20 protein-coding genes are annotated in these 20,331 nt (G+C 63.0%); all 20 read left to right on the top strand.

Annotated features, from left to right (window positions below):
- Positions 1–14 precede the first annotated feature (14 nt).
- The 20 genes from AC3WOY_RS23900 (at position 15) to AC3WOY_RS23995 (ending at position 20,320) form a co-directional block, all read left to right on the top strand.
- Positions 15–983: a cytochrome c biogenesis ResB family protein gene (locus AC3WOY_RS23900; RefSeq protein WP_492428358.1), complete on the top strand. Its 969-nt coding sequence runs from the start codon at positions 15–17 to the stop codon at positions 981–983.
- Positions 984–1,796: a cytochrome c biogenesis protein CcsA gene (gene ccsA / locus AC3WOY_RS23905; protein ID WP_492428360.1), complete on the top strand. Its 813-nt coding sequence runs from the start codon at positions 984–986 to the stop codon at positions 1,794–1,796.
- Positions 1,797–1,844: 48 nt separating this feature from the next.
- The gene (locus AC3WOY_RS23910; protein ID WP_492428362.1) at positions 1,845–3,812 is read left to right on the top strand and encodes a tetratricopeptide repeat protein; all 1,968 of its coding nucleotides are present in this window, start codon (positions 1,845–1,847) and stop codon (positions 3,810–3,812) included.
- A 170-nt stretch (positions 3,813–3,982) separates the two neighbouring features.
- Positions 3,983–5,104 (top strand): cytochrome c biogenesis protein CcsA, encoded by a 1,122-nt coding sequence (gene ccsA, locus AC3WOY_RS23915; RefSeq protein WP_492428364.1) that lies wholly within the window; start codon positions 3,983–3,985, stop codon positions 5,102–5,104.
- 27 nt (positions 5,105–5,131) lie between these two features.
- Complete coding sequence (locus AC3WOY_RS23920) at positions 5,132–5,713, top strand: TlpA family protein disulfide reductase (RefSeq protein WP_492428366.1); 582 nt, start codon at positions 5,132–5,134, stop codon at positions 5,711–5,713.
- Positions 5,714–5,755: 42 nt separating this feature from the next.
- Positions 5,756–7,297 carry a HAMP domain-containing sensor histidine kinase gene (locus AC3WOY_RS23925; RefSeq protein ID WP_492428368.1) on the top strand — a complete coding sequence of 514 codons (1,542 nt, stop codon included), beginning with the start codon at positions 5,756–5,758 and terminating at the stop codon, positions 7,295–7,297.
- Between the two features lie 10 nt (positions 7,298–7,307).
- Complete coding sequence (locus tag AC3WOY_RS23930) at positions 7,308–8,705, top strand: sigma-54-dependent transcriptional regulator (protein ID WP_492428370.1); 1,398 nt, start codon at positions 7,308–7,310, stop codon at positions 8,703–8,705.
- A 40-nt stretch (positions 8,706–8,745) separates the two neighbouring features.
- Positions 8,746–9,306 (top strand): tetratricopeptide repeat protein, encoded by a 561-nt coding sequence (locus tag AC3WOY_RS23935; RefSeq protein ID WP_492428372.1) that lies wholly within the window; start codon positions 8,746–8,748, stop codon positions 9,304–9,306.
- A gap of 82 nt (positions 9,307–9,388) precedes the next feature.
- On the top strand, positions 9,389–9,694 hold the full coding sequence (locus AC3WOY_RS23940; RefSeq protein WP_492428374.1) for a c-type cytochrome: 306 nt from the start codon (positions 9,389–9,391) through the stop codon (positions 9,692–9,694).
- Positions 9,694–10,794: a ligand-binding sensor domain-containing protein gene (locus tag AC3WOY_RS23945; protein ID WP_492428376.1), complete on the top strand. Its 1,101-nt coding sequence runs from the start codon at positions 9,694–9,696 to the stop codon at positions 10,792–10,794. The genes AC3WOY_RS23940 and AC3WOY_RS23945 overlap by 1 nt, the downstream gene beginning before the upstream one ends.
- Positions 10,795–10,805: 11 nt before the next feature.
- Positions 10,806–12,062 carry a ligand-binding sensor domain-containing protein gene (locus tag AC3WOY_RS23950; protein ID WP_492428378.1) on the top strand — a complete coding sequence of 419 codons (1,257 nt, stop codon included), beginning with the start codon at positions 10,806–10,808 and terminating at the stop codon, positions 12,060–12,062.
- A gap of 143 nt (positions 12,063–12,205) precedes the next feature.
- On the top strand, positions 12,206–13,315 hold the full coding sequence (gene hemE, locus AC3WOY_RS23955) for a uroporphyrinogen decarboxylase (RefSeq protein WP_492428380.1): 1,110 nt from the start codon (positions 12,206–12,208) through the stop codon (positions 13,313–13,315).
- Positions 13,315–14,349, top strand: coding sequence for an FAD:protein FMN transferase (locus AC3WOY_RS23960; RefSeq protein WP_492428382.1), 1,035 nt, complete (start codon positions 13,315–13,317; stop codon positions 14,347–14,349). Before hemE ends, AC3WOY_RS23960 begins: the two co-directional genes overlap by 1 nt.
- A 66-nt stretch (positions 14,350–14,415) precedes the next feature.
- The gene (locus AC3WOY_RS23965; RefSeq protein ID WP_492428384.1) at positions 14,416–14,943 is read left to right on the top strand and encodes a hypothetical protein; all 528 of its coding nucleotides are present in this window, start codon (positions 14,416–14,418) and stop codon (positions 14,941–14,943) included.
- Positions 14,924–15,715, top strand: coding sequence for a cytochrome c3 family protein (locus AC3WOY_RS23970; protein ID WP_492428386.1), 792 nt, complete (start codon positions 14,924–14,926; stop codon positions 15,713–15,715). Before AC3WOY_RS23965 ends, AC3WOY_RS23970 begins: the two co-directional genes overlap by 20 nt.
- The gene (locus tag AC3WOY_RS23975; RefSeq protein ID WP_492428388.1) at positions 15,712–16,272 is read left to right on the top strand and encodes a hypothetical protein; all 561 of its coding nucleotides are present in this window, start codon (positions 15,712–15,714) and stop codon (positions 16,270–16,272) included. Before AC3WOY_RS23970 ends, AC3WOY_RS23975 begins: the two co-directional genes overlap by 4 nt.
- Positions 16,273–16,309: 37 nt before the next feature.
- Positions 16,310–17,716, top strand: coding sequence for a cytochrome c oxidase accessory protein CcoG (ccoG, locus tag AC3WOY_RS23980; RefSeq protein WP_492428390.1), 1,407 nt, complete (start codon positions 16,310–16,312; stop codon positions 17,714–17,716).
- Between the two features lie 147 nt (positions 17,717–17,863).
- Positions 17,864–18,154 carry a FeoA family protein gene (locus tag AC3WOY_RS23985; RefSeq protein WP_492428392.1) on the top strand — a complete coding sequence of 97 codons (291 nt, stop codon included), beginning with the start codon at positions 17,864–17,866 and terminating at the stop codon, positions 18,152–18,154.
- A 7-nt stretch (positions 18,155–18,161) separates the two neighbouring features.
- On the top strand, positions 18,162–20,042 hold the full coding sequence (gene feoB / locus AC3WOY_RS23990) for a ferrous iron transport protein B (RefSeq protein WP_492428394.1): 1,881 nt from the start codon (positions 18,162–18,164) through the stop codon (positions 20,040–20,042).
- Positions 20,042–20,320 (top strand): DUF6587 family protein, encoded by a 279-nt coding sequence (locus AC3WOY_RS23995; protein WP_492428396.1) that lies wholly within the window; start codon positions 20,042–20,044, stop codon positions 20,318–20,320. Before feoB ends, AC3WOY_RS23995 begins: the two co-directional genes overlap by 1 nt.
- Positions 20,321–20,331 lie beyond the last annotated feature (11 nt).

Genomic DNA, 20,331 nt, shown 5'->3' on the forward strand with positions numbered 1-20,331 from the left:
CCATCGTTCGATTGATGCGTTTCGTCCTGGCCCTCGCTTCACTCAAGTTCACACCGGTCGGCCTTTTGCTGCTCGGTATCGCCTCGGTTGCCGTGTACAAGTTCGACGACAGCGCTGCGCCCTGGCTATCCGGCCCGCTGCTGCTGCTTGCCCTCAACCTGATCGCGGCCGTGGCGACCAATGGCGTGTTCCGCAAGCAGATGCCGTTGCTGGTCTTTCACCTCGCATTGATCGCGCTTGTGCTGCTGGCCGCCGCCGGCAGGCTCATGTACCTGAAGGGGACCGCCGAGGTCACGGAAGGCGTGGAGTTCCACGGGTTGAAACAGCGTGATGCCGGTCCCTTGCACATCGACCGGATCGGGGACGTACATTTTGTCAACGGCGGCTTCGACATTGATTACATGCCCGGGCCTGTCCTTGACCGGATGGTCAACCGGGTGCGCTGGCAGGACGACAAGGGCGCAGGCCGCGAGGCCGGGATCGAACTGAACAAGCCGCTGATCCTGTCCGGCTATCGTATCTACCCGACTTCCAACAAAGGATTCGCGCCGGTATTCCTATGGCGTCCAGCCGGCGGTGAACCGACACTGGCGGCAGTCCATTTGCCCAGCTATCCGGCCAATGCTACAGGGCAGGCGCAGAGCTGGCGTCCGGCCGGCAGTCGCGATGATATCTGGGTCATGCTCAATGTCGAAGAAGGATTGATCTCCGAGGACAAGGCTTCGCGCTTCCGCCTGCCGGAGAAGAAGGACGTCGTGGTTCGTTATGCAGCTTCGCGATGGGAAATGAAGCTGGGCGACCGCATCGGCCTTCCCGGCGGCGTGCTCGAATACCATGAGCTGCGCACCTGGATGGGGTACAGGTTCTTTCACGACTGGACCATTCCATGGATGATTGCCGCTTGCGCGGTGGGAGTGGTCAGCCTCTCCTGGTACTTCTGGCGCAAGTTTGCTGCCACCCCATGGAACCGGGATAATGCTTGAATGGAAATCGAACTGAAACTACTCTGGGCCGGCATTGTTTGCTACGTGCTCGGCGGCATTATTGCCATCTGGTCTGTCGTCATGAAGAAGCGCCCGGAGCGCACCGTGCTCGCATTGATGACCATCGGCTGGCTGCTGCATACCGCATCGCTGCTGGTTCGCTGGGAGCGCCTGGGCCACGGGCCATTCGTGACCATGTTCGAAATCCTCTCGAGCAATGTCTGGAGCCTGATGCTCGCCTTCATCATTGCCTTCTGGCGCATTCCGCAGATCCGCGCGTCGGCCGCAGTTGTCATGCCGATCCTCTTCGTAATGATGGGTTGGCTGGTGTTGTCGAGTCCGGGCGAGGTGCATTTTCCGCGTTCCTTCCGTACCCCCTGGCTTTACATCCACGTCGGCTTGGGCAAGGTGTTCCTCGGGGCGATGCTCGTGGCGGTGGGGCTGGCGGGTGTCATCCAATTGCGGCGTACGGAACGCGGTTCGGCCTGGTTCCAGCGTTTGCCGGATGACAAGCGGCTGGACGACCTCGCGTACCGATGCATGGCGCTGGCGCTGATCTTCAACGGATTGATGCTGGTCGCCGGCGCGATCTGGGCGCAGGATGCATGGGGCCGCTACTGGGCGTGGGACCCGCTGGAAACCTGGGCTTTCATTACCTGGCTGCTGCTTGCCGTCGCGCTGCATGTGCGGATCACGTTCAAGCCGTCGCCCCGCCTGTCCTCGAGCATGGCTTTCGTGGTGTTTGCGATTGCCTTCCTTACATTTTTCGGCGTGCCTTTCCTGACCGACAGGCCGCACCAGGGAACCTTCTGACTTTGGGTCTGTTTCCCTTGGCCTACTAATTGCACTGCAATCCCGGTTATGGATTCTGTATTACGTGAAGATCACGCCGGCACAGGCCGGCTCGCCGCAGGCTGGCTTTTCCTGGCGCTGACGGCACTTGCGCTGTCGACCCTCTGTGCCGTCCTGCTGGTGTCGGCGCGCGCGCCATTGCCGGGACCCCTGGCTGCATCCGGCGAATTGTTCAGCCGGGCGCTGGTACTGCATGTCACCTTCGCGGTCGTCGTGTGGTTCCTGTCCTGCGCTTCGGCCATCTGGGTGATGGCGGCCGGCGGCGGCGCCGGCACCGGGCGCTGGACTGCGCTCGGCCTGTCCGCCGCAGGTCTGGCGGCCATGGTGCTGCCGCTGTTTTCCTCGGCGGCGCAACCGGTGCTGGCCAACTATGTACCGGTGCTGGAGCACCCGATATTCCTTGCCGGGCTGGTGCTGTTCCTTGCCGGCATTGCGTTCTGCGGCGCTGCAACGGCACCGGAAGCATTGCAGCGTTTGAAAGACGGCAAGCCGTGGCGCCTCGGGGCAGTTCTTTCGATGGGGGTGGCCGCGATAGCGTTTGTCTCGCTGGCAATGTCGCTTGGCCAGATGGGCCTGCCGTCCGGGCATCCTGCGTTCGAGGCAATCGCCTGGGCACCGGGACACCTGCTGCAGTTTGTGCATGTGCTGCTCATGATGAGCGTATGGACAGTGCTCGGCGAAGATGTGTTCGGCTCCGAGCTTGCGCCACGCTCCTGGCTGCGCGCCTTGTTCCTGCTTGCGGCATTGCCGGTGCTGGCGGCACCCGTCATCTACCTCAGCCATCCTGTCGGCAGCCTTGAGTTCCACCGCGGGTTCACGCTCCTGATGGCATGGGGATGCTGGCCGGCTGCTGCCATCCTCGGCCTGATCGTGTTGCGCAAAATGGCCGGGGCAGGGCGCCAGGTGTTGCGCATGCCGCTGGGGCCGGCACTGTTGCTGTCGGTTGTGCTGTTCCTGCTCGGATGCGTGCTTGGGGCATTGATCCGCGGCGAGTCGACCATGGTTCCTGCGCATTACCACGGCACCGTCGGCTCGGTCACGCTGGCCTACATGGCGCTGGGCTACCGGCTCCTGCAGGCCTACGGTAGCGGCAGCGAGCACGGAGAGCGCCGGCAGACGGTGATGTACGGCACCGGGCTTGCCATTCTTGCCCTTGCGCTCGCCTGGTCCGGCTGGATCGGCGTGCCGCGCAAGACCTTGCACGCCGACGTGGTGATGGAATATCCCGCGTACTTTGCTGCTATGGGCTTGGCCGGAATCGGCGGGCTGCTCGCCATTGCCGGCGCGGTGCTGTTCCTTGTAAATGTCGTGCGCCGTTTGCGCAGTACGCGGCAGGCGTCGCCGCATCCGGCCCGCCGCGACGTGCGGGCGGCAGCCATGCTGCTGACCACGCTGCTGACCGTGGCGACGGGACTGCTGATCGCCTGGTGGCCGAACGAGATCGGCACCGTGACCGCACCGGCTGCGGGTGCCATGAAAAATCCGGTGGGGCATGTGCAGCAGAAACGCCAGGAAGAGGTCGCGCGAGAATTTGCCGAGGGCGTCCGCCTGCTGGCGGCCAGGGATTACCAGGCCGCCGCCAGCGCATTGCACCGCGTGCTGGAACTGGCGCCAAAGATGCCGGAAGCGCATGTCAACATGGGCTTCGCGATGATCGGCCTGAAAAACCATGCATTCGCCAGAGACTTTTTCGAAGCCGCCATTTCGCTCCGGACGGAGCAGATGAACGCCTATTACGGTCTGGCTGTCGCGCTCGATGGCATTGGCGATACGGAAGGTGCGCTCGGCGCGATGCGTACCTATGTCCATCGCAGCGATCCGAACGACCCATTTGTGCGGAAGGCCAATGCCGCCATCTGGGAGTGGGAGTCCGCCCTGGCGCAGAAGCGTTCTCCTGCAACGCCGCAAACGGCCGCCATTCCCGAAAGCGGGAAGGGTGCTGTCCGCTATCCCATTACCGAGAAAAAACTCAACTAGTCCTTGTCCTGCCTCAAGTCGGCGGCTCCGGAGGGAGTCGCCGTCTTGCCGTCTCCGCTTTTTCCACATGGAACCGAAATTGCTTGCCTGATGGATTGCAGCAATTTCAATATCGCCTGTCGTTCGGAAAGAATGCAAAGGCGAAGGAATGCGGGGCAGGGTACGGAGGAGTGAAAGTACCGGTCGCCGTCGGGCTTGTCGATGAGGAAGAGAGGATCATGGATCCGGATAGCTATGGCCGTAGCGGGCAGTACTTCAGGTTGCCCTACAGGCTGTACTGGGCAGGGCTGGTTGTCGTCGCCACCCTGGTGATGCTCGTCGTCGAGTATCTGGAAACGCCGGTGCTGGTATCCAGCATTCCTTTCGAAGATTTATTTGTCTTCAAGCTGCTCGGTTACGGCAATCTGCTGCTGATTGCATCGACGGTGCTTTACGTCAGCCACCTCTGGTTCACATCGGAAATAGTCGGCCGGTGGGCGTCTCTGCTGGCGGGTCTCGGCGCGGTAGCGTCCCTTCTTGCGCTCGCTACGCGCTGGATCGAAATCTTCTGGCTGCATCGACCCGGCCACTTCGTGCTGAATTCCCTTTATGAAATGGTGGCGCTCTTCGGTGCTCTGACGGTTGTCATTTACCTCGCTATGGAACGAGTCTATCGCACCCGGTCCGCCGGTGCCTTCGTCATGCTGATCGTCCTTGGGGCGGTGCTGTTCCAGATTTCGCTCGCCAGCAAGGAGTCCGCGATTCCCGGCAGCCATACCCGCATCCTGCGCGCCTACTGGATGTATGCGCATGTGCTCGGCTCCTTCGTCGGCTATGGCGCTTTCGCCGTCGCATCGGCCATGGGACTGGCCTACCTCGTGAGAGCGCAGTCGCAGGGATTTGGCGCGCTTGCGCGGGCGTTCGGCATACGCTCATTGCCCGAGCCCGACAGGATCGAGCGGCTGATGCATCGCGCCATCATGCTTGGCTTCCCGGTGTTTGCCCTGGCGACCCTGCTGGGATCCATCTGGGCGTATGAGGCGTGGGGCAGGTACTGGGCCTGGGATCCGAAGGAGACCTGGGCATTGTTCGTGTGCCTCATCTATGCTTCCTATTTCTTTTTTCACTACGTCAACCACTGGAGCGGCACCCGCATGGCGTGGTGGAGCATTGTCGGTTTTGCCATCACGGCATTCTGCTTCATCGGGGTACGGACCTTCTGGCCAGGCGTGCACGAAGCGGTACCGATGGTGACGCAAGACGACAGTTCCAGGGATTGGCTGGCGGCTATGATGTTCTTGATGATGCCGTAGCGGCAGTGTTGACGGGATGGCAAGGACATGAAAGCTGATCGCTTTTTTTCATTTTTCGCAGCGCGCGGATGGCGTGTAATCGCTGCCTCGCTCGTGCTGGCGGCGTTGGGCGGCTGCAGCAAGGCACCTCCGCCGAAGCCGGAAATCATTGAGGGGAAACCCTTCCCGGCGATTGCCATGGTCAATACGTCGATGAACGCGCTGGAAGATCCCTCGTTGCGCGGAAAGATGCTCATCCTGAACGTATGGGCGACGTGGTGTCCGCCGTGCCGGCGCGAGATGCCGGGACTGGAACGGCTCAGCAAGGCGCTCGATCCCGCGCGCTTCGTGGTGCTCGGCCTGTCGACCGACCAGGACGAGCGGCTGGCAGCGGAGTTCCTGACGCAGAACGGCATCACCTTTTTCAATTTCTTTGACCAGAACGCGCGCCTGTCCCGGGAATGGAACCTGAAGGTTTATCCCGAAACCTTCCTGATCGCGCCCGACGGCACGCTGCTTCGCCGCATTCCCGGCCTGCGCGAATGGGACAGCCCGGAAATGATCGCCGAGCTGGAGTCCATGTACCAGGAGCACCGGGGCAAGGCAGGCGCGAAGTCTTTTGTCAAATAACCAATCGATCGGACAAGTCTGGTGAATTCGATACGGAAGTTCTTGAACGCAATCCAGGACCGGCTACTCAAACGGGAGTCAGCCGCAGGGGCGGGAACCGCCCTGAGCGGGAGGGGGGCGGGCTCCACCGTCTTTTCCGTCAGGACAAAGGGCTTGATCGTGTTCGGCGCACTGATCGCCTATGCCGTGATCATCGCGCTGTTCGTGTTCCACCAGAAGAACCAGTTGCTGCGGGATTTCGAGGTGATCCAGAAGTCGCTGGAGGTCGACAGCATGCTGAAACAGGCCGATACCGCTGCCTTCCACGCCGTCATGGGTGTATTTGCCAATGTCGATTCGTCGGATCGCGAGGCGGGCATGCAGCGCATCCAGATGCATTACCAGATCCTGCGCACCAAGCATGCCGATCTCCAGCAGGCCGTCCCCGGTTTCGATGTGCGCCTGGACGGCGCCGACGCTGCGCTGGAAGAGGCCTTCCGCGACACCTCGCGGGAGAACCTGAGCCAGTTGATCGTCGAACTGATCAAGACCAAGAACGAATTCACCAACCTGGCCGAGCAGTCGCAGCACGCGCGCGAGCGCATGTCCGAACGCTACCGGATGCAGACCGATTCCGTGGCCATGACCACGATGTTCCTCGGCATGATGGGACTGGCTTTGCTGGGCACCATCATGGCCTTGTTTTTCAAGCAACTGACCGAAGACTTGCGCACCCTGCAGGAGCGCGCCATCGAAATCGTCAACGGCTATCGCGGCGCGCCGATTCCGATCCGCCGCCATGATGAAGTCGGCCAGCTGATGGCGGCGGTCAACAGCATGGCCACCGCGCTGGACAAGCGCGAAAAGGAACTGATCGTCGAGCGGCAGAAATACTTCCACCAGGAGAAGATGGCTGCCATCGGCGCGCTCGCCGCGGGCGTGGCGCACGAAATCGGCAATCCGATCGCCGCCATTTCCGGCATCGCCCAGGATATGAAGGAACGCCGCGATGCCGGCCTCGGATTCTGCGCCGCAGATTATTGCAAGGAATGCCGTCCGGACCTGATCCAGGCCCAGGCGCACCGGCTGGCCGCCATCACGCGCGAGATCCAGGAGTTCGCCTCGCCGCAGCCGGCGGAGCCGCAGCTGCTGGACCTGAATTCGCAGTTGCGCAGTACCACCAGCCTGATACGCTACGACAAACGCCTGCGCGGCGTCGAGCTGCGCTTGGACCTCGATCACAACTTGCCGGCGATCCATGGCGTCGCCGACCAGCTGACGCAGGTGATCATGAACCTGCTGATCAATGCGATGGACGCCCTTGAGTCAGTCAAGGACAGGCCGCCGACTGTTGTAATATCCACACGGCAAGAGGGTGATCGTGTGTGCATGACCGTTGCCGACAACGGCAGCGGCATGGAAAAAGAGGTTCTCGAGCGTGTATTCGAGGCGTTCTATACGACGAAACCTGCTGGCAAGGGTACCGGCTTGGGCTTATCCTTGTGCTACTCCATCATGAAGAATCATGGCGGCAGTATCGATATCGATTCCACCCCGGGCGCCGGGACACAAGTAAAAGTCTATTTTCCGTTAAATGAAACCTAACGATACATCCATGAAATCCCTGGAAGTCCTGGTCGTCGACGACGAGCCGGCTATTCGCCAGATTCTCGCCGCCCACCTGGGCAAGTCCGGCTGCAGCGTCTGCCAGGCGGCCAACGGGACAGAGGCGCTCGAACGCCTGGCCAAGGGAGACATCGACGTTGCCATCAGCGACATCAAGATGCCGGACTTCACCGGCATCGAGCTCGTGCGTCGGGCGCGTGCCGCGGGCATCGAGACGAGCTTCATCATGATGACGGCGTACGCCTCGGTCGATACTGCCATCGAGGCGATCAAGGCCGGCGCATCCGACTACATGATCAAGCCGGTCCGCAACGAGGAAGTGCTGCACCGGCTGATGAAGGTGCGCGACCTGCGTCGTCTCAGTTCTGAGAATCGGGTGCTGCGAAATCTGGTCATGGGCGCGCGCGAAGACCACTTCGTGTTCGAATCGTCGGCCATGAAACAGCTGGAGCGCCTGATCGCCAAGGTTGCTCCGACCGACAGCACCGTGCTCGTGACCGGCGAGAGCGGCACGGGTAAAGGCGTGATCGCCCGCCAGATCCACCAGCACAGCCAGCGTGCGGATGGTCCTTTCATTCCCGTCAACTGCGGCGCCATCCCCGAAAACCTGATGGAGAGCGAGCTGTTCGGCCATATGAAGGGCTCGTTCACCGGCGCCGACAAGGCGCGCAAGGGCCTGTTCCTCGAGGCGGACAAAGGCACCATCTTCCTCGACGAAATCGGCGAACTGCCGCTGGCGCTGCAGGTCAAGCTGCTGCACGTGATCGAGGAAAAGACCGTGCGCCCGGTGGGCGGCGAGCAGGCCAAGCGCGCCGACGTGCGTATCGTCGCCGCCACCAACCGCGACCTGTCGCAGATGGTGGCCGAGGGCCGGTTCCGCGAAGACCTGTATTTCCGCCTCTCCGTTTTCCATGTTCATTCGCCGCCGCTGCGTGAGCGCCGCCAGGATATCCCGGGGCTGGTGCGATTCTTGCTGCAGAAAGGGGCGAAGCGTCTGGGCAATGCGGGAGGCATCTCCATCGACCCGGATGTGGAAGACATCCTGAGTGCCTATGAATGGCCTGGCAACGTCCGGGAGATGGAAAACGTGGTTGATCGCGCATTGATCCTGGCCGACGAAGGCCGAATTAGCCGTGAGGACCTGCCGCCGCAGATCCTGCGTTCTTCGCCTGCCGGGAAAAACGGCGCGGCGGTAGCCGAATCCGGCGACAGCCTGCGCGAGCAGGTCCGCCGCTTCGAGGCATCGGTCATCAACAAGGCCATTTCGGATGCCGGCGGCGATCGCCGTGCGGCGGCGCAAAAGCTCGGCATCGGCCTGTCCAGCCTGTACCGCAAGCTGGAAGAGTATGAAGCGCTCGGCCTGGTGCAGGATGGCAGCAAGGGATAATTGAAGTCCGATTGGTTTGTCCGCGGGAGGCTCAAGGGAAATGGCAACAGTGAAGGTACAGTTGAAGCGCATCGTCAGGCATGTATTGCCGCGCCTGGCCGGCACGCTCGTGCTGGCGATGGCGATGGCGCCGGCTCACGCGGATATGGCCGAAGACCATGACAATGCCATCAAGATGTGGCAGATGGGGAATGTCGTCGATGCGATGACCCAGTTCACCACCAACGCGGAGAAGGGGTATGCGCCTTCGCAGGTATGGCTGGCGACCTTGATGGACCAGGCGCAACAGGACGAAGACGCCGTCAAATGGTTCCAGAAGGCGGCCGACCAGGGCAATGCGGCCGGTGAGTACGGCCTGGGCCTCATGTATGGCAAGGGGGAAGGCGTCAAGCAGGACAATGCCAAGGCCCTGGACTATGTGACGCGCGCCGCGGAGAAGGACTATTCCGACGCCGTCTTTGCGCTGGTAGCGGTCTACACCAAGGGCGGACTCGGCGTGGAGCCGAACCTGGAAAAAGGGGAGTTCTGGTCCGCGCGTGCCGCCGCCATGGCCCCGAAGGAAGAGCCGAAGCAGGAAGCCCGCAAGAAACGCAGGAAATAAGCGCGGGCCACAAGGAAAGCTCCCCAGCATGGTCTCAAAAATGGGAATGGATAATGCCCGTATGTCCAGGGTAATCAATTTGATGAAAGCGCTTGCCACGCTGCTGGTTGCAATCGTGGCCGCGAGCGTTTCCGGCGACCTGTATGCCAGCGACATGTTCAAGGGCAGGAAGCTGTACAACTCGCACTGCGCGCTCTGCCACGGCATGGGCGGGCAGGCCACCATGCCCGGCGCGCCGAACTTCGCGCGCCAGGAAGGCATACTCAAGCCCGATTTCACACTGCTTGCCACGATCCGCTCCGGCAGGAATGCCATGCCCGCGTTCCAGGGCATCCTGACGGACCGCGACATCATGGACGTCATCGCTTACATAAGGACCATGAATTGATGCATCTATCCCGCTTGTTGTTGTTACCCGCACTGTTTACCGCTTTCGTCGGTTCATCCGCAGCACAGAACAAGGCGCCCGCAGCCGTCGCGCCCAGCCCCACCCAGCCGAACGTCATCGAGACCTTCGCGGTGGGCGACCACGTTTACGTGCGTGCCCTGGCCATGGAGCCCAAGACCAACACCATGTGGGTCGGCACCTCCACCGGTGTGCACGAGATCGACCTTGGCGCCAGCAAGCCGCGCAACACCTTCACGCGCGACAGCGGCCTGGCCAACGAATACGTATTCGCGGTGGGCATCGACAAGGAAGGGTACAAGTGGTTCGGTACCAACGCAGGCGGCGTGTCGCGCTACAAGGATGGCAAGTGGAAGACCTTCTTCCCGATGCACGGCCTGGCCGACTACTGGGTGTATTCCTTCGGCAGCCAGAAGAACGGCGACCTGTGGATCGGCACCTGGGCGGGCGTCAACGTGGTCGACCTCAAGACCCTGAAGATGCGCACCTACGTGAAGGAGCTGATCAACGAATGGGTGTACGGCATTTCCGTGGATAACCAGGACCGCGTCTGGTTCGGCACCGAAGGCGGCGTGTCGATGTTCGACGGCAAGGTCTGGAAGTCCTGGACCCACAAGGACGGCATGGGCGCCAAGAACGACAAGAAGCTGATGACCAGCCCGAACACCGGCTTGGGCACGCGTTCGCGCCACGACCTCGGCTTCCGCACCGACGACGGCTCGGCCACCTACAACCCGAACTATGTTTTTTCCATTCTTGTGGCGAAGGACCAGCAGGTCTGGGCCGGCACATGGGGCGGCGGCGTAAGCCGCTTCGATGGCAAGAAATGGAACAACTACTCCGTCAAGGACGGGCTTGCCGGTGACATCGTCTACAGCATCGTGCAGGACGGCAGGGGCGTACTCTGGTTCGGCACCAATGCCGGCGTGACGCGCTTCGACGGCAAGAACTGGAATACGGTCGACGTCCGCACCGGCCTGCTGGATAACAACGTCTATGCACTGGCAGTCGCCCCCAACGGCGATATCTGGGCCGGCACACGACGCGGCGTCGCACACCTGGGTCAACCAAAAGGCAAATAGGAGAAATCACAGTGCAGTTGAATAAAATATCCGGCGCGCTTGCCGCCGTCGGCCTCATTGCCCTGATGGGTGTCGCGTATTACATGGGCGCCAAGAACCGCGAGCAGCAGGCTGCCGCGCCGGCCGTGCGTCCGATGCAAGGACCGGTCTCGCCCAATGCGCAGATGCCGCAGACACAGAACCATGCAGGCCTCCAGCAGCAGGGCCAGACCGCGCCGCCCCAGGGCGGCAAGGTCGAAGTCGATCCGAACGCCAAGTTCACGCATTTCCGCGTCGGCAACCGCAACGTCAAGTCCATCCTGATCAAGGGTGACGTCGCGTGGGTAGGCACTTCCGGCGGCGTCGTGCGCTACGACACCAAGACCGACGACTACCGCCTGTTCGACGTGCGCAACGGCCTGCTGTCGAACGGCATTTTCAGCATCGACGAAATCGGCGGCCGCATCATGGTCGGCACCTACGGCGGCGGCATGTCGCTGTACGACGAAAAGCAGGACAAGTGGGAGAACTTCAACATTCCCCAGGGCCTGGGTGACGCCTTCGTCTACCGCGTGATGCAGGCATCGAACGGCGACGTGTGGGTCGCGACCTGGTCCGGCGCCAACCGCATCCGCGGCGGCGCGCTGAGCGATCGCTCCAAGTGGGACCTCTACACCGTCGAGAACACCAAGGGCGGCTTGCCGAACGACTGGGTCTACGGCCTGGCCGAGGGCAAGAACGGCGACATCTGGATGGCCACCGAAGGCGGCCTCGCGCTGTTCCGCAACGGCAAGTGGGAAAACTGGAACCATGCCAAGGGCCTGGGCGCACCCTATGAAAAGGTGAAGAACGACATCAAGTTCACCAACGACCCGGCACAGCAATCGGTCCACCATGCCAAGCAGAAGGAAGAAATGGGCCTGCAGGGCATCAACGTGGCCTACAACCCGAACTACATCGTATCGATGGTGGTCGATGCCGAAGGTGTGGTCTGGGCCGGCACCTGGGGCGGCGGCCTGTCCCGTTTCGACGGCAAGAACTGGCGCCACTACACGGTGTCTGACGGCTTGCCGGGCAATCACGTGTTCATGCTGCACATCGACAAGAAGGGCCAGATGTGGGTCGGCACCAACGCAGGTCTTGCACGCCGCGACGGCGACAAGTTCATCGTCATGACCACCGAGCACGGCCTGTTCTCCGACACCGTGTTCTCGATGGCGACCGCCGAAAACGGCAACCTGTGGGTTGGCAGCTTCGGCGGCGTGGCTCGCCTGAAGGGCGGTCTGTAATCAGTCCCCCCTCTCCCGCGGGCGGGAGAGGGGCAGGGGGTGAGGGTGATTGCCAAGACCACATGCAGTTTTGCTGACACCCTCATCCCCAACCCTTCTCCCGCCAGCGGGAGAAGGGAGCTAATCAAGAGAAAGTCTCAACCATGCCTCAATTCGCTCCCCTCCAGAACGACACCTTCCTGCGCACGCTGCTGCGCCAGCCGACCGAGTACACGCCGATGTGGCTGATGCGCCAGGCCGGCCGCTACCTGCCGGAATACTGCGCCACCCGCAAGCGCGCCGGCTCCTTCCTCGGCCTGGCCAAGAGCCCGGACTACGCCACCGAAGTCACGCTGCAGCCGCTGGACCGTTACGCGCTGGACGCGGCCATCCTGTTCTCCGACATCCTGACCGTGCCCGATGCGATGGGCCTGGGCCTGTATTTCGCCGAAGGCGAGGGCCCCAAGTTCGAGCGTCCGCTGCAGGATGAGAAAGCCGTGCTGGCGCTCAAGGCGCCGGAACTCTCCGAGCTGCAATACGTGTTCGATGCCGTGACCCAGATCCGCACCGAACTGAACGGCCGCGTGCCGCTGATCGGTTTCTCCGGCAGCCCGTGGACGCTGGCCTGCTACATGGTCGAAGGCGGCGGCTCGGACGACTTCCGCAAGGTCAAGGCGATGCTGTACAACCGCCCGGACCTGATGCACCACATCCTCAAGACCAATGCGGCGGCGGTCGCGTCCTACCTGAACGCGCAGATCGACGCCGGCGCGCAGGCCGTGATGATCTTCGACACCTGGGGCGGGGCGCTGGCCGACGGCGTGTACCAGCGCTTCTCGCTGGCCTACATGCGCGACGTGGTGTCGCAGCTCAAGCGCGAACACGACGGCGCGAAGATCCCGGCCATCGTGTTCACCAAGGGTGGCGGCCTGTGGCTGGAAGAGATCGCCGACATCGGCGCCGATGCGGTGGGCCTGGACTGGACGGTCAACCTGGGCCAGGCGCGCGAGCGCGTGGGCCACAAGGTGGCGCTGCAGGGCAACCTGGACCCGAACGTGCTGTTCGCCGGTCCGGAGCAGATCCGCGACGAAGTGGCGAAGCTGCTGGATTCGTACGGCAAGCCGTCCGCCGGGTATGGACATGTGTTCAACCTCGGCCACGGCATCTCGCAATTCACCCCGCCGGAATCGGTGTCGGTGCTGGTCGAGGCCGTGCACGAGATGAGCCGGGCGTTGCGAAATGGCGGTGCCGATCTCAAGGTCGCCAACAGCTGATGATTCCGATGCGCGTGCTCCGCTCCCTGCTGGCATTCTCGTTGTTGCTCCTGCTTGTTGCCTGCAGCCGCAACGAGACGACCTACCGCACGAAGGGGGAAGTATTCGGCACGGTGGTCGATGTCAGCATTTACGGGGAGTCGGAGGCGCGCGCCAACCAGCTTGGCGAGCGGGTAATGGAAGAGTTCAGCCGCCTGCACAAGAAATTCCACGCCTGGAAGCCGAGCGAGCTGACCGCACTCAATGACGCCATCGCCCGGGGCGAGCCCTATCAGGCCGATGCCGAAATGGTCGACCTGCTGAAGGCCGCGACCAAGCTGGCGGAAGAGTCGGACCACACCTTCAATCCTGCGGTCGGCCGACTGATCCGGCTGTGGGGATTCCAGGCCAGCGACATCCGTCCGCAGGGCCCGTCGAAGGAAGAGATCCAGCGGCTGGTCGATGCGAAGCCGCGCATGTCCGACCTGGTGTTCGAGGGCACGAAGATCTCCAGCCGCAATCCGCTCGTCATGCTCGATCTCGGCGGCTACGCCAAGGGTTATGCGCTGGACCGTGCCGCGCAGATCCTGCGCGTGGAAGGCGTGAAGGCGGCGCTCATCAATGTCGGCGGCAACCTGCTGGCTATCGGGCAACCGGGCAACCGCTTGTGGACTGTCGGCATCCAGGACCCGCGCGGGTCGGGCATGATCGCCACGATCGAACTGCGCGACGGCGAAGCGGTCGGCACCAGCGGCGATTACCAGCGCTACTTCATGAAGGATGGCAAGCGCCACGCGCACATCATCGATCCGCGGACAGGACAGACGGTCGACCATGTTGCCGCGGTCACCATCATCACTTCCGGCGGCAAAGATGCGGGTACGCGCTCGGACGGCTATACCAAGCCGCTGTTCGTCGTCGGGCCGCAGCAGTGGCAGGCGATGGCGGACCGTCTTGGCCTGAAGGAAGTGATGCTGATCGATACGAAAAAGAATGTGGTGATCACGCCGGCAATGCGGGAGCGACTGGCGGGGGCAAAAGCACACAACGGATAACACCGGTGCGCAGGGCGCACCCTACGGCTGTAACAGCAAGAACGGACCGACAGGGAGGAGTCCGCGATGCGCAATGAACCTCTGATTTTTTTCCACCTCAAGCTGGTGGCAAAGATCAGCCTGGGCGTCGGCACCGTGGCCGTGCTGTCCCTGCTGATTTCGCTGCTGCTCATCTCCGGGCCGACGGACCTCAGCTACTCGGCAATTGTCCGCAGCAACAGCATGACGCGCGAAAACCTCGGCACGGTCATGCTGACCATCGGACTGATGCTGGTCGCGATTGCGGGCGTCATCACCTGGCTGATCACGCTTTACAGCAGCTTCCGCATTGTCGGCCCGCTGTACCGTTTCACGCAAAACCTCAAGCTTGCCGGCACCAGCGATTCTTCCCGGCTGATCGAGTTGCGCAAGGGCGACGCGCTGCGGGACCAGTCGGCCCACATCATGATGGCGGTTTCATCGTTGCGTGACCACTACGCCATCGTGGAGCAGGTGGCGGAAGAGGCGCTCGCGGCGTTCGAGAAGGACGACGCCGAAGCCTATACGGATGCCGTCGCACGGCTCAAGGCGCTCGATGACCAGGTACGCGTTTAGATTCATTGCGCTGCTGGCGCTGGCTGTGCTCGCGGCCGGTTCGCTGCTGCACGCGTCCCTCACCGGCACGGGGCAGACGCACCTGCAGAAAGAGGATTGCGCCGCCTGCCATCTCGGCGGACGCGATGTCACGCCGCAGCAGGCCGGCATGCTGGTCGGCAGCCAGGAAGCCCTGTGCGGCAAGTGCCATCCGGCCGCCACCAAGGTGAGCCACCCGAGCGGCTTCATGCCCAAGACGAAAATCCCGGACGGTTACCCGCTCGACTGGAAGGGCGACCTCACATGCAGCACCTGCCATGAGGTCCACGGCAAATCGCCCGGCCTGATGCGCGGCACCAAGGCGGGCAAGGAGCTGTGCTTCTCCTGCCATGACTCGGCATTCTTCCGCAAGATGCGCGATGGCGGCGCCTCGCTGATGGTCGGCCATCTGGCACGCAAGGGCGAGATCGGCGCGCCGTCGCTCGACGTGTATACGCGGCAGTGCATGGAATGCCACGGCAACAATGGCGACCCACGCCTCAATACCAAGGTCGACCGCAACAGCATTGCTCGCCATGCGGGCGGACAGATCAACCATCCGGTGGGCGTCGATTACCAGAAAGCGTCCACCTTCGGCGGGTATCGCCCGCGCAAGACGGTCGAGAAGAAGCTCCTGCTGCCGGGCGGCCTCGTCAGCTGCGTTTCCTGCCACCAGGGATACCAGAAGGACCATGGCAAGCTAGTGGTCTCCGTTGAACATTCCAAGCTCTGTTACGAGTGCCACGACATATGATCCCGATTTCTGCCGATGACCGCCGCCGGACCTTCTATGTCGACCACATCATGCAGAAATGGCTGCTGGTCGCGCTGGTCATCCTCGAATGCACCCTGACCGGCCTTGCCATCTGGGGGCTGTACGCGTCGCTGGGCGAGATCATCGAGCGCAACACCTATCGCATCCATTTCTCGCCCGACGACAACATGCTGCGCGACTTCTTCATCGATGGCGCGAAAATCCTGATCGGCACAGGCATCGTCAACCTGGCGGCCATCATCATCGCGGACCGGATCTGGGCGTGGTACGTGAAGAGCATCGTCCGCAACCTCGACAAGGTGATGCTGGCCGCGCAACGCCTGGACCTGACTGCACAGCGCAACGTGAAACGCACGCACATCGTGCTGGACCGTGTGCTGCGCTGGCAGCGCGCCGAGGGACTGCGCCTGCGCCGCATCCGCCATTCGGTGCGCCACCTGCCGGACACGCTGCCCGGCACGCCCGCGGAACGGGCAGCCGTGCTGTCGCACCTGCGCATGGTCCGCGACCGCGGCGCGCATCCTCTGGGCGAGTAGACGTAATTGCCGCCGCATCACGGCGGCGTACCAAGAGATGCAACCAGAACGCCCGTCCTCCATCGTCCACATGTATGCGCCCCGCGCGAAGATCTACGCACGGGAGGTGAGCGGCCGTTTCACGCGCTTGCGCTGGCTGTGCGTATGGCTGACGCAGGTCGTCTACTACGGCTTGCCCTGGCTGACATGGAACGGCCGGCCGGCGGTGCTGTTCGACCTGGCTGCGCGCAAGTTCTACCTTTTCGGCATCGTGCTGTGGCCGCAGGATTTCATCTACCTGGCCGCGATGCTGATGATCTGCGCCTGCCTGCTGTTCCTGCTGAGCGCCATCGCGGGCAGGGTATGGTGCAGCCTGGCATGTCCGCATACGGTGTACACCGAAATTTTCATGTGGATCGAGCACAAGATCGAGGGCAATCGCAGCGCCCGCATCCGGCTCGACAAACAGCCGCTTTCACCCGGGAAGGCGGCACGCAAGGCGGCCAAGCACGCGGCATGGATCGTCGTCGCGCTGTGGACCGGCATCACGCTGGTGGCCTATTTCACGCCGATGCATACGCTGCTGCAGGAGATCGCCAGCCTCGACATCGGGCCGTGGCAGGCATTCTGGATGCTGTTCTACAGCGGCTTTGCGTACATGAACGCGGGATGGATGCGCGAGCAGATCTGCCAGTACCTGTGCGCCTACGCGCGCTTCCAGAGCGTCATGTTCGACCGCGACACGCTGCTCATCACCTATGACGAGAGCCGGGGAGAGCCGCGCGGGGTGCGGCGCACATGGCGTGCCGGCGCTGGCCCGAAGCTGGGCGACTGCATCGATTGCCGTCTGTGCGTGCAGGTCTGCCCAGCGGGAATCGATATCCGCAACGGGCTGCAGTTCGAGTGCATCGACTGCGCCGCCTGCGTGGACGCCTGCGATGGCGTGATGGACAAGGTCGGCGCGCCGCGCGGCCTGATCCGCTATGCGACGGAGAATGCCCTGCGCAACGGCCTGTCCTCGAAGGAGATGCAACGCCGCATCGCCCGTCCGCGCGTGCTGGCCTATGCCGGCATCCTTGCTGCCGCACTTGTCCTGTACTTCGGCGCGCTGTCCACGCGCACCCCGGTCAAGCTCGACGTGATCCACGACCGCAGCGTCATGGGCCGGGAGGTGGAGGATGGCATGATCGAAAACGTCTACCGCCTGCAACTGATGAATACCGGCGAGCGGGCGCATCGCTTCCGCCTGACGGTATCGGGCATCGATTCCATCCACCTGGCATCCGATGCCGAAATCGATGTCGATGCAACCAGCACCCGGTCCGTCCCGGTCCGCGTGCGCCTCGCACAGGGCAGGGGAGAAGCGGGAACGAACCGCATCCGTTTCGAACTTGCCGCAGTGAACGATCCCTCCTTGCGTGTCACGGAGCCGACGGTATTCGTCATTCCGCGCAAGCGCCCCTGATCCCCATCAAAAGCACGCCGCCAGGCCAGTTTCGGCGGAGTAGTTCTTTTTAATAATTGCGAATCGTATTGAGAATGATTATCATTAAGTGATTTTGCTTGCCTGAGGCATAGGCAAGCGCCATTTCGCACATCCGGAGGGTTGATCATGTCAGAAACCACACACGCGCAGCGTACAGTCGACGGGCTCCGCCTCAGCCATCTCAGGAAGGGCGAATCCGCCAGCGTCCTTGGCACGCTCGACGGCAATGGTGCGGACCACGCCGCATTGAAGCGCCGCCTGCTGGAGCTTGGCTTCGTCGAAGGCGAAACGATCCGCGTGGTGGCGGAAGCCTTTCCTTCCCGGGATCCGATGGCCGTCCGCATCGGCAATACCACGTTCGCGCTGCGCCGGCACGAGGCAGCACTGATCCGCGTCGCCGCGCACAGCCCGTCCTGAGGTCCCCATGCATACCCAACCACTGCGCCTGGCGCTTGTCGGCAACCCGAACTGCGGCAAGACCGCGCTCTTCAACCGTCTGACCGGCGCGCGCCAGAAAGTCGCCAACTACGCCGGCGTCACTGTCGAGCGGAAGGAGGGCAGTTTCACTTCCGGCACTACCGGCCGCGTCTTCCAGATCGTCGATCTCCCCGGCGCCTACAGCCTGAATGCGATGACGCCGGACGAGGCGATCACTCGCGACGTGCTCTTCGGCGAGCAGGCCGACGAGGCGCTGCCGGACGTGATCGTCCTGGTGGCGGATGCGACCAACCTCAAGCTCAACCTGCGCCTGGTGCTCGAAGTCCTGCGCCTGCGGCGGCCGACAGTCCTGGCGCTGAACATGATGGACGTCGCCCGCAAGCGCGGGCTGGTCATCGACACCGCCCGGCTGCAGGAAGAACTCGGGATTCCCGTGATCGAAACCGTCGCGGTCCGGCCGGGCGGCGGCGAAGCCCTCGTGTCCCAGCTTGACCGGATTGCCGCGCAGCCGCAATCCCTCCTGCCTTATTCCCAGGCCGCCTTCCATTCCGGCAACGACGATGCACTCGATGCCACGCAGCGCGAAGTGCGCCGCATCCTCGGCGCGGTGATCCGCCGGGAAGCCGATCCGCATTCGGCAAACGACCGCATCGATGCGATTGTGCTGCATCCGGTGCTGGGTTACCTGATCCTGGCTGCCGTGCTGTTCCTGATCTTCCAGGCCGTCTTCAGCTGGTCGGAGGCGCCGATGAACCTGATCGAAAGCAGCATCGGCGCGATTGGAGAATGGGTCACGGCATACATGCCGGAAGGTCCCGCGCGCAGCCTGCTGGTCGACGGCATCATCGCCGGCGCGGGGAGCGTGCTGGTCTTCCTGCCGCAGATCCTGGTGCTGTTCTTCTTCATCCTCATCCTCGAGGATTCCGGCTACCTGCCGCGCGCAGCTTTCCTGCTGGACCGCCTGATGGGCAGCGTCGGACTCTCGGGGCGTGCGTTCATCCCGCTGCTTTCCAGCTTCGCCTGCGCGATTCCCGGCATCATGGCGACACGCACCATCCAGAATCCGCGCGACCGCCTTGCCACCATCATGATTGCGCCGCTGATGACCTGCTCCGCGCGCCTGCCGGTCTACGCGCTGGTCATCGGCGCCTTCATCCCGGAACGCTCGGTCGGCATCTTCAACCTGCAGGGGCTGGTGCTGTTTGCGCTGTATGTCGCCGGCATCGTGTCGGCGATGGCGGTGGCCTGGGTTTTCAAGCTGGCACAGGCCAAGGGGCGTTACCAGCCACTGATGCTGGAATTGCCCAACTACCACTGGCCGAACATGCGCAACCTGGCGATCGGCCTGTGGGAGCGTGCAAAGGTTTTCGTGACCCGCGTGGGCACCATCATCCTCGCGATGATGATCCTGATCTGGTTCCTGTCCAGCTTCCCGGCGCCGCCGGAAGGCGCGACCGGCGCAGCGATCCAGTACAGCCTTGCCGGCCAGATCGGCCAGCTGCTGCAGCCGCTGTTCGCGCCAATCGGCTTCAACTGGCAGATTTCCATCGCGCTCATTCCCGGGCTTGCCGCACGCGAAGTCGCGGTCGGCGCGCTCGGCACCGTGTATGCGATGTCGGTCACCGGCGACGAACTCGCCACCGCGCTCACGCCGATGATCGCCGCCACATGGAGCCTGCCGACGGCCTTGTCGCTGCTGGCATGGTACGTGTTCGCGCCGCAATGCATTTCCACGCTGTCGACCGTCAGGCGGGAAACCGGCTCCTGGCTGCCCGTGCTGGCGATGACCGGCTACATGTTCGCCCTGGCCTACCTGGCCTCGTTCGTGACTTACCAGGTCAGCCGCATGCTATTGGGAGGTGCGTGATGCAGGAACTGATCGTGATCGTCGCCGTCACCGGCGCAGCCGGCTTCCTGGCCGTGCGTTACACCCCCAAGGCTCTTGTCGGCGCCGCCGGACACGCGATTGTCCGGATGGCGCGACGAGGCGGCCATGCGGCGCTGGCCGCACGCGTGGAAAAGGCGCTGGAAGGCATGAAAGGCGCTTCAGCCTGTGGCGGCTGCTCGGGATGCAGCACTGAGGACGCCCCGCAAAAACGGAACAGCATTTCTGTCGAAGCCCTCAGGCGTACGGCGAGACGCTGATTCACCCCTGC

The sequence above is a fragment of the Noviherbaspirillum sp. FW303-A3 genome, assembly GCF_058788695.1.

Bases quoted from the DNA above. Each gene is read 5' to 3' on its own strand.
- AC3WOY_RS23900 (WP_492428358.1), top strand. From the start codon at position 15: ATGCGTTTCGTCCTGGCCCTCGCTTCACTCAAGTTCACACCGGTCGGC.
- ccsA (WP_492428360.1), top strand. From the start codon at position 984: ATGGAAATCGAACTGAAACTACTCTGGGCCGGCATTGTTTGCTACGTG.
- AC3WOY_RS23910 (WP_492428362.1), top strand. From the start codon at position 1,845: ATGGATTCTGTATTACGTGAAGATCACGCCGGCACAGGCCGGCTCGCC.
- AC3WOY_RS23920 (WP_492428366.1), top strand. From the start codon at position 5,132: ATGAAAGCTGATCGCTTTTTTTCATTTTTCGCAGCGCGCGGATGGCGT.
- AC3WOY_RS23930 (WP_492428370.1), top strand. From the start codon at position 7,308: ATGAAATCCCTGGAAGTCCTGGTCGTCGACGACGAGCCGGCTATTCGC.
- AC3WOY_RS23935 (WP_492428372.1), top strand. From the start codon at position 8,746: ATGGCAACAGTGAAGGTACAGTTGAAGCGCATCGTCAGGCATGTATTG.
- AC3WOY_RS23940 (WP_492428374.1), top strand. From the start codon at position 9,389: ATGAAAGCGCTTGCCACGCTGCTGGTTGCAATCGTGGCCGCGAGCGTT.
- AC3WOY_RS23945 (WP_492428376.1), top strand. From the start codon at position 9,694: ATGCATCTATCCCGCTTGTTGTTGTTACCCGCACTGTTTACCGCTTTC.
- hemE (WP_492428380.1), top strand. From the start codon at position 12,206: ATGCCTCAATTCGCTCCCCTCCAGAACGACACCTTCCTGCGCACGCTG.
- AC3WOY_RS23960 (WP_492428382.1), top strand. From the start codon at position 13,315: ATGATTCCGATGCGCGTGCTCCGCTCCCTGCTGGCATTCTCGTTGTTG.
- AC3WOY_RS23965 (WP_492428384.1), top strand. From the start codon at position 14,416: ATGCGCAATGAACCTCTGATTTTTTTCCACCTCAAGCTGGTGGCAAAG.
- AC3WOY_RS23970 (WP_492428386.1), top strand. From the start codon at position 14,924: ATGACCAGGTACGCGTTTAGATTCATTGCGCTGCTGGCGCTGGCTGTG.
- AC3WOY_RS23975 (WP_492428388.1), top strand. From the start codon at position 15,712: ATGATCCCGATTTCTGCCGATGACCGCCGCCGGACCTTCTATGTCGAC.
- ccoG (WP_492428390.1), top strand. From the start codon at position 16,310: ATGCAACCAGAACGCCCGTCCTCCATCGTCCACATGTATGCGCCCCGC.
- AC3WOY_RS23985 (WP_492428392.1), top strand. From the start codon at position 17,864: ATGTCAGAAACCACACACGCGCAGCGTACAGTCGACGGGCTCCGCCTC.
- feoB (WP_492428394.1), top strand. From the start codon at position 18,162: ATGCATACCCAACCACTGCGCCTGGCGCTTGTCGGCAACCCGAACTGC.
- AC3WOY_RS23995 (WP_492428396.1), top strand. From the start codon at position 20,042: ATGCAGGAACTGATCGTGATCGTCGCCGTCACCGGCGCAGCCGGCTTC.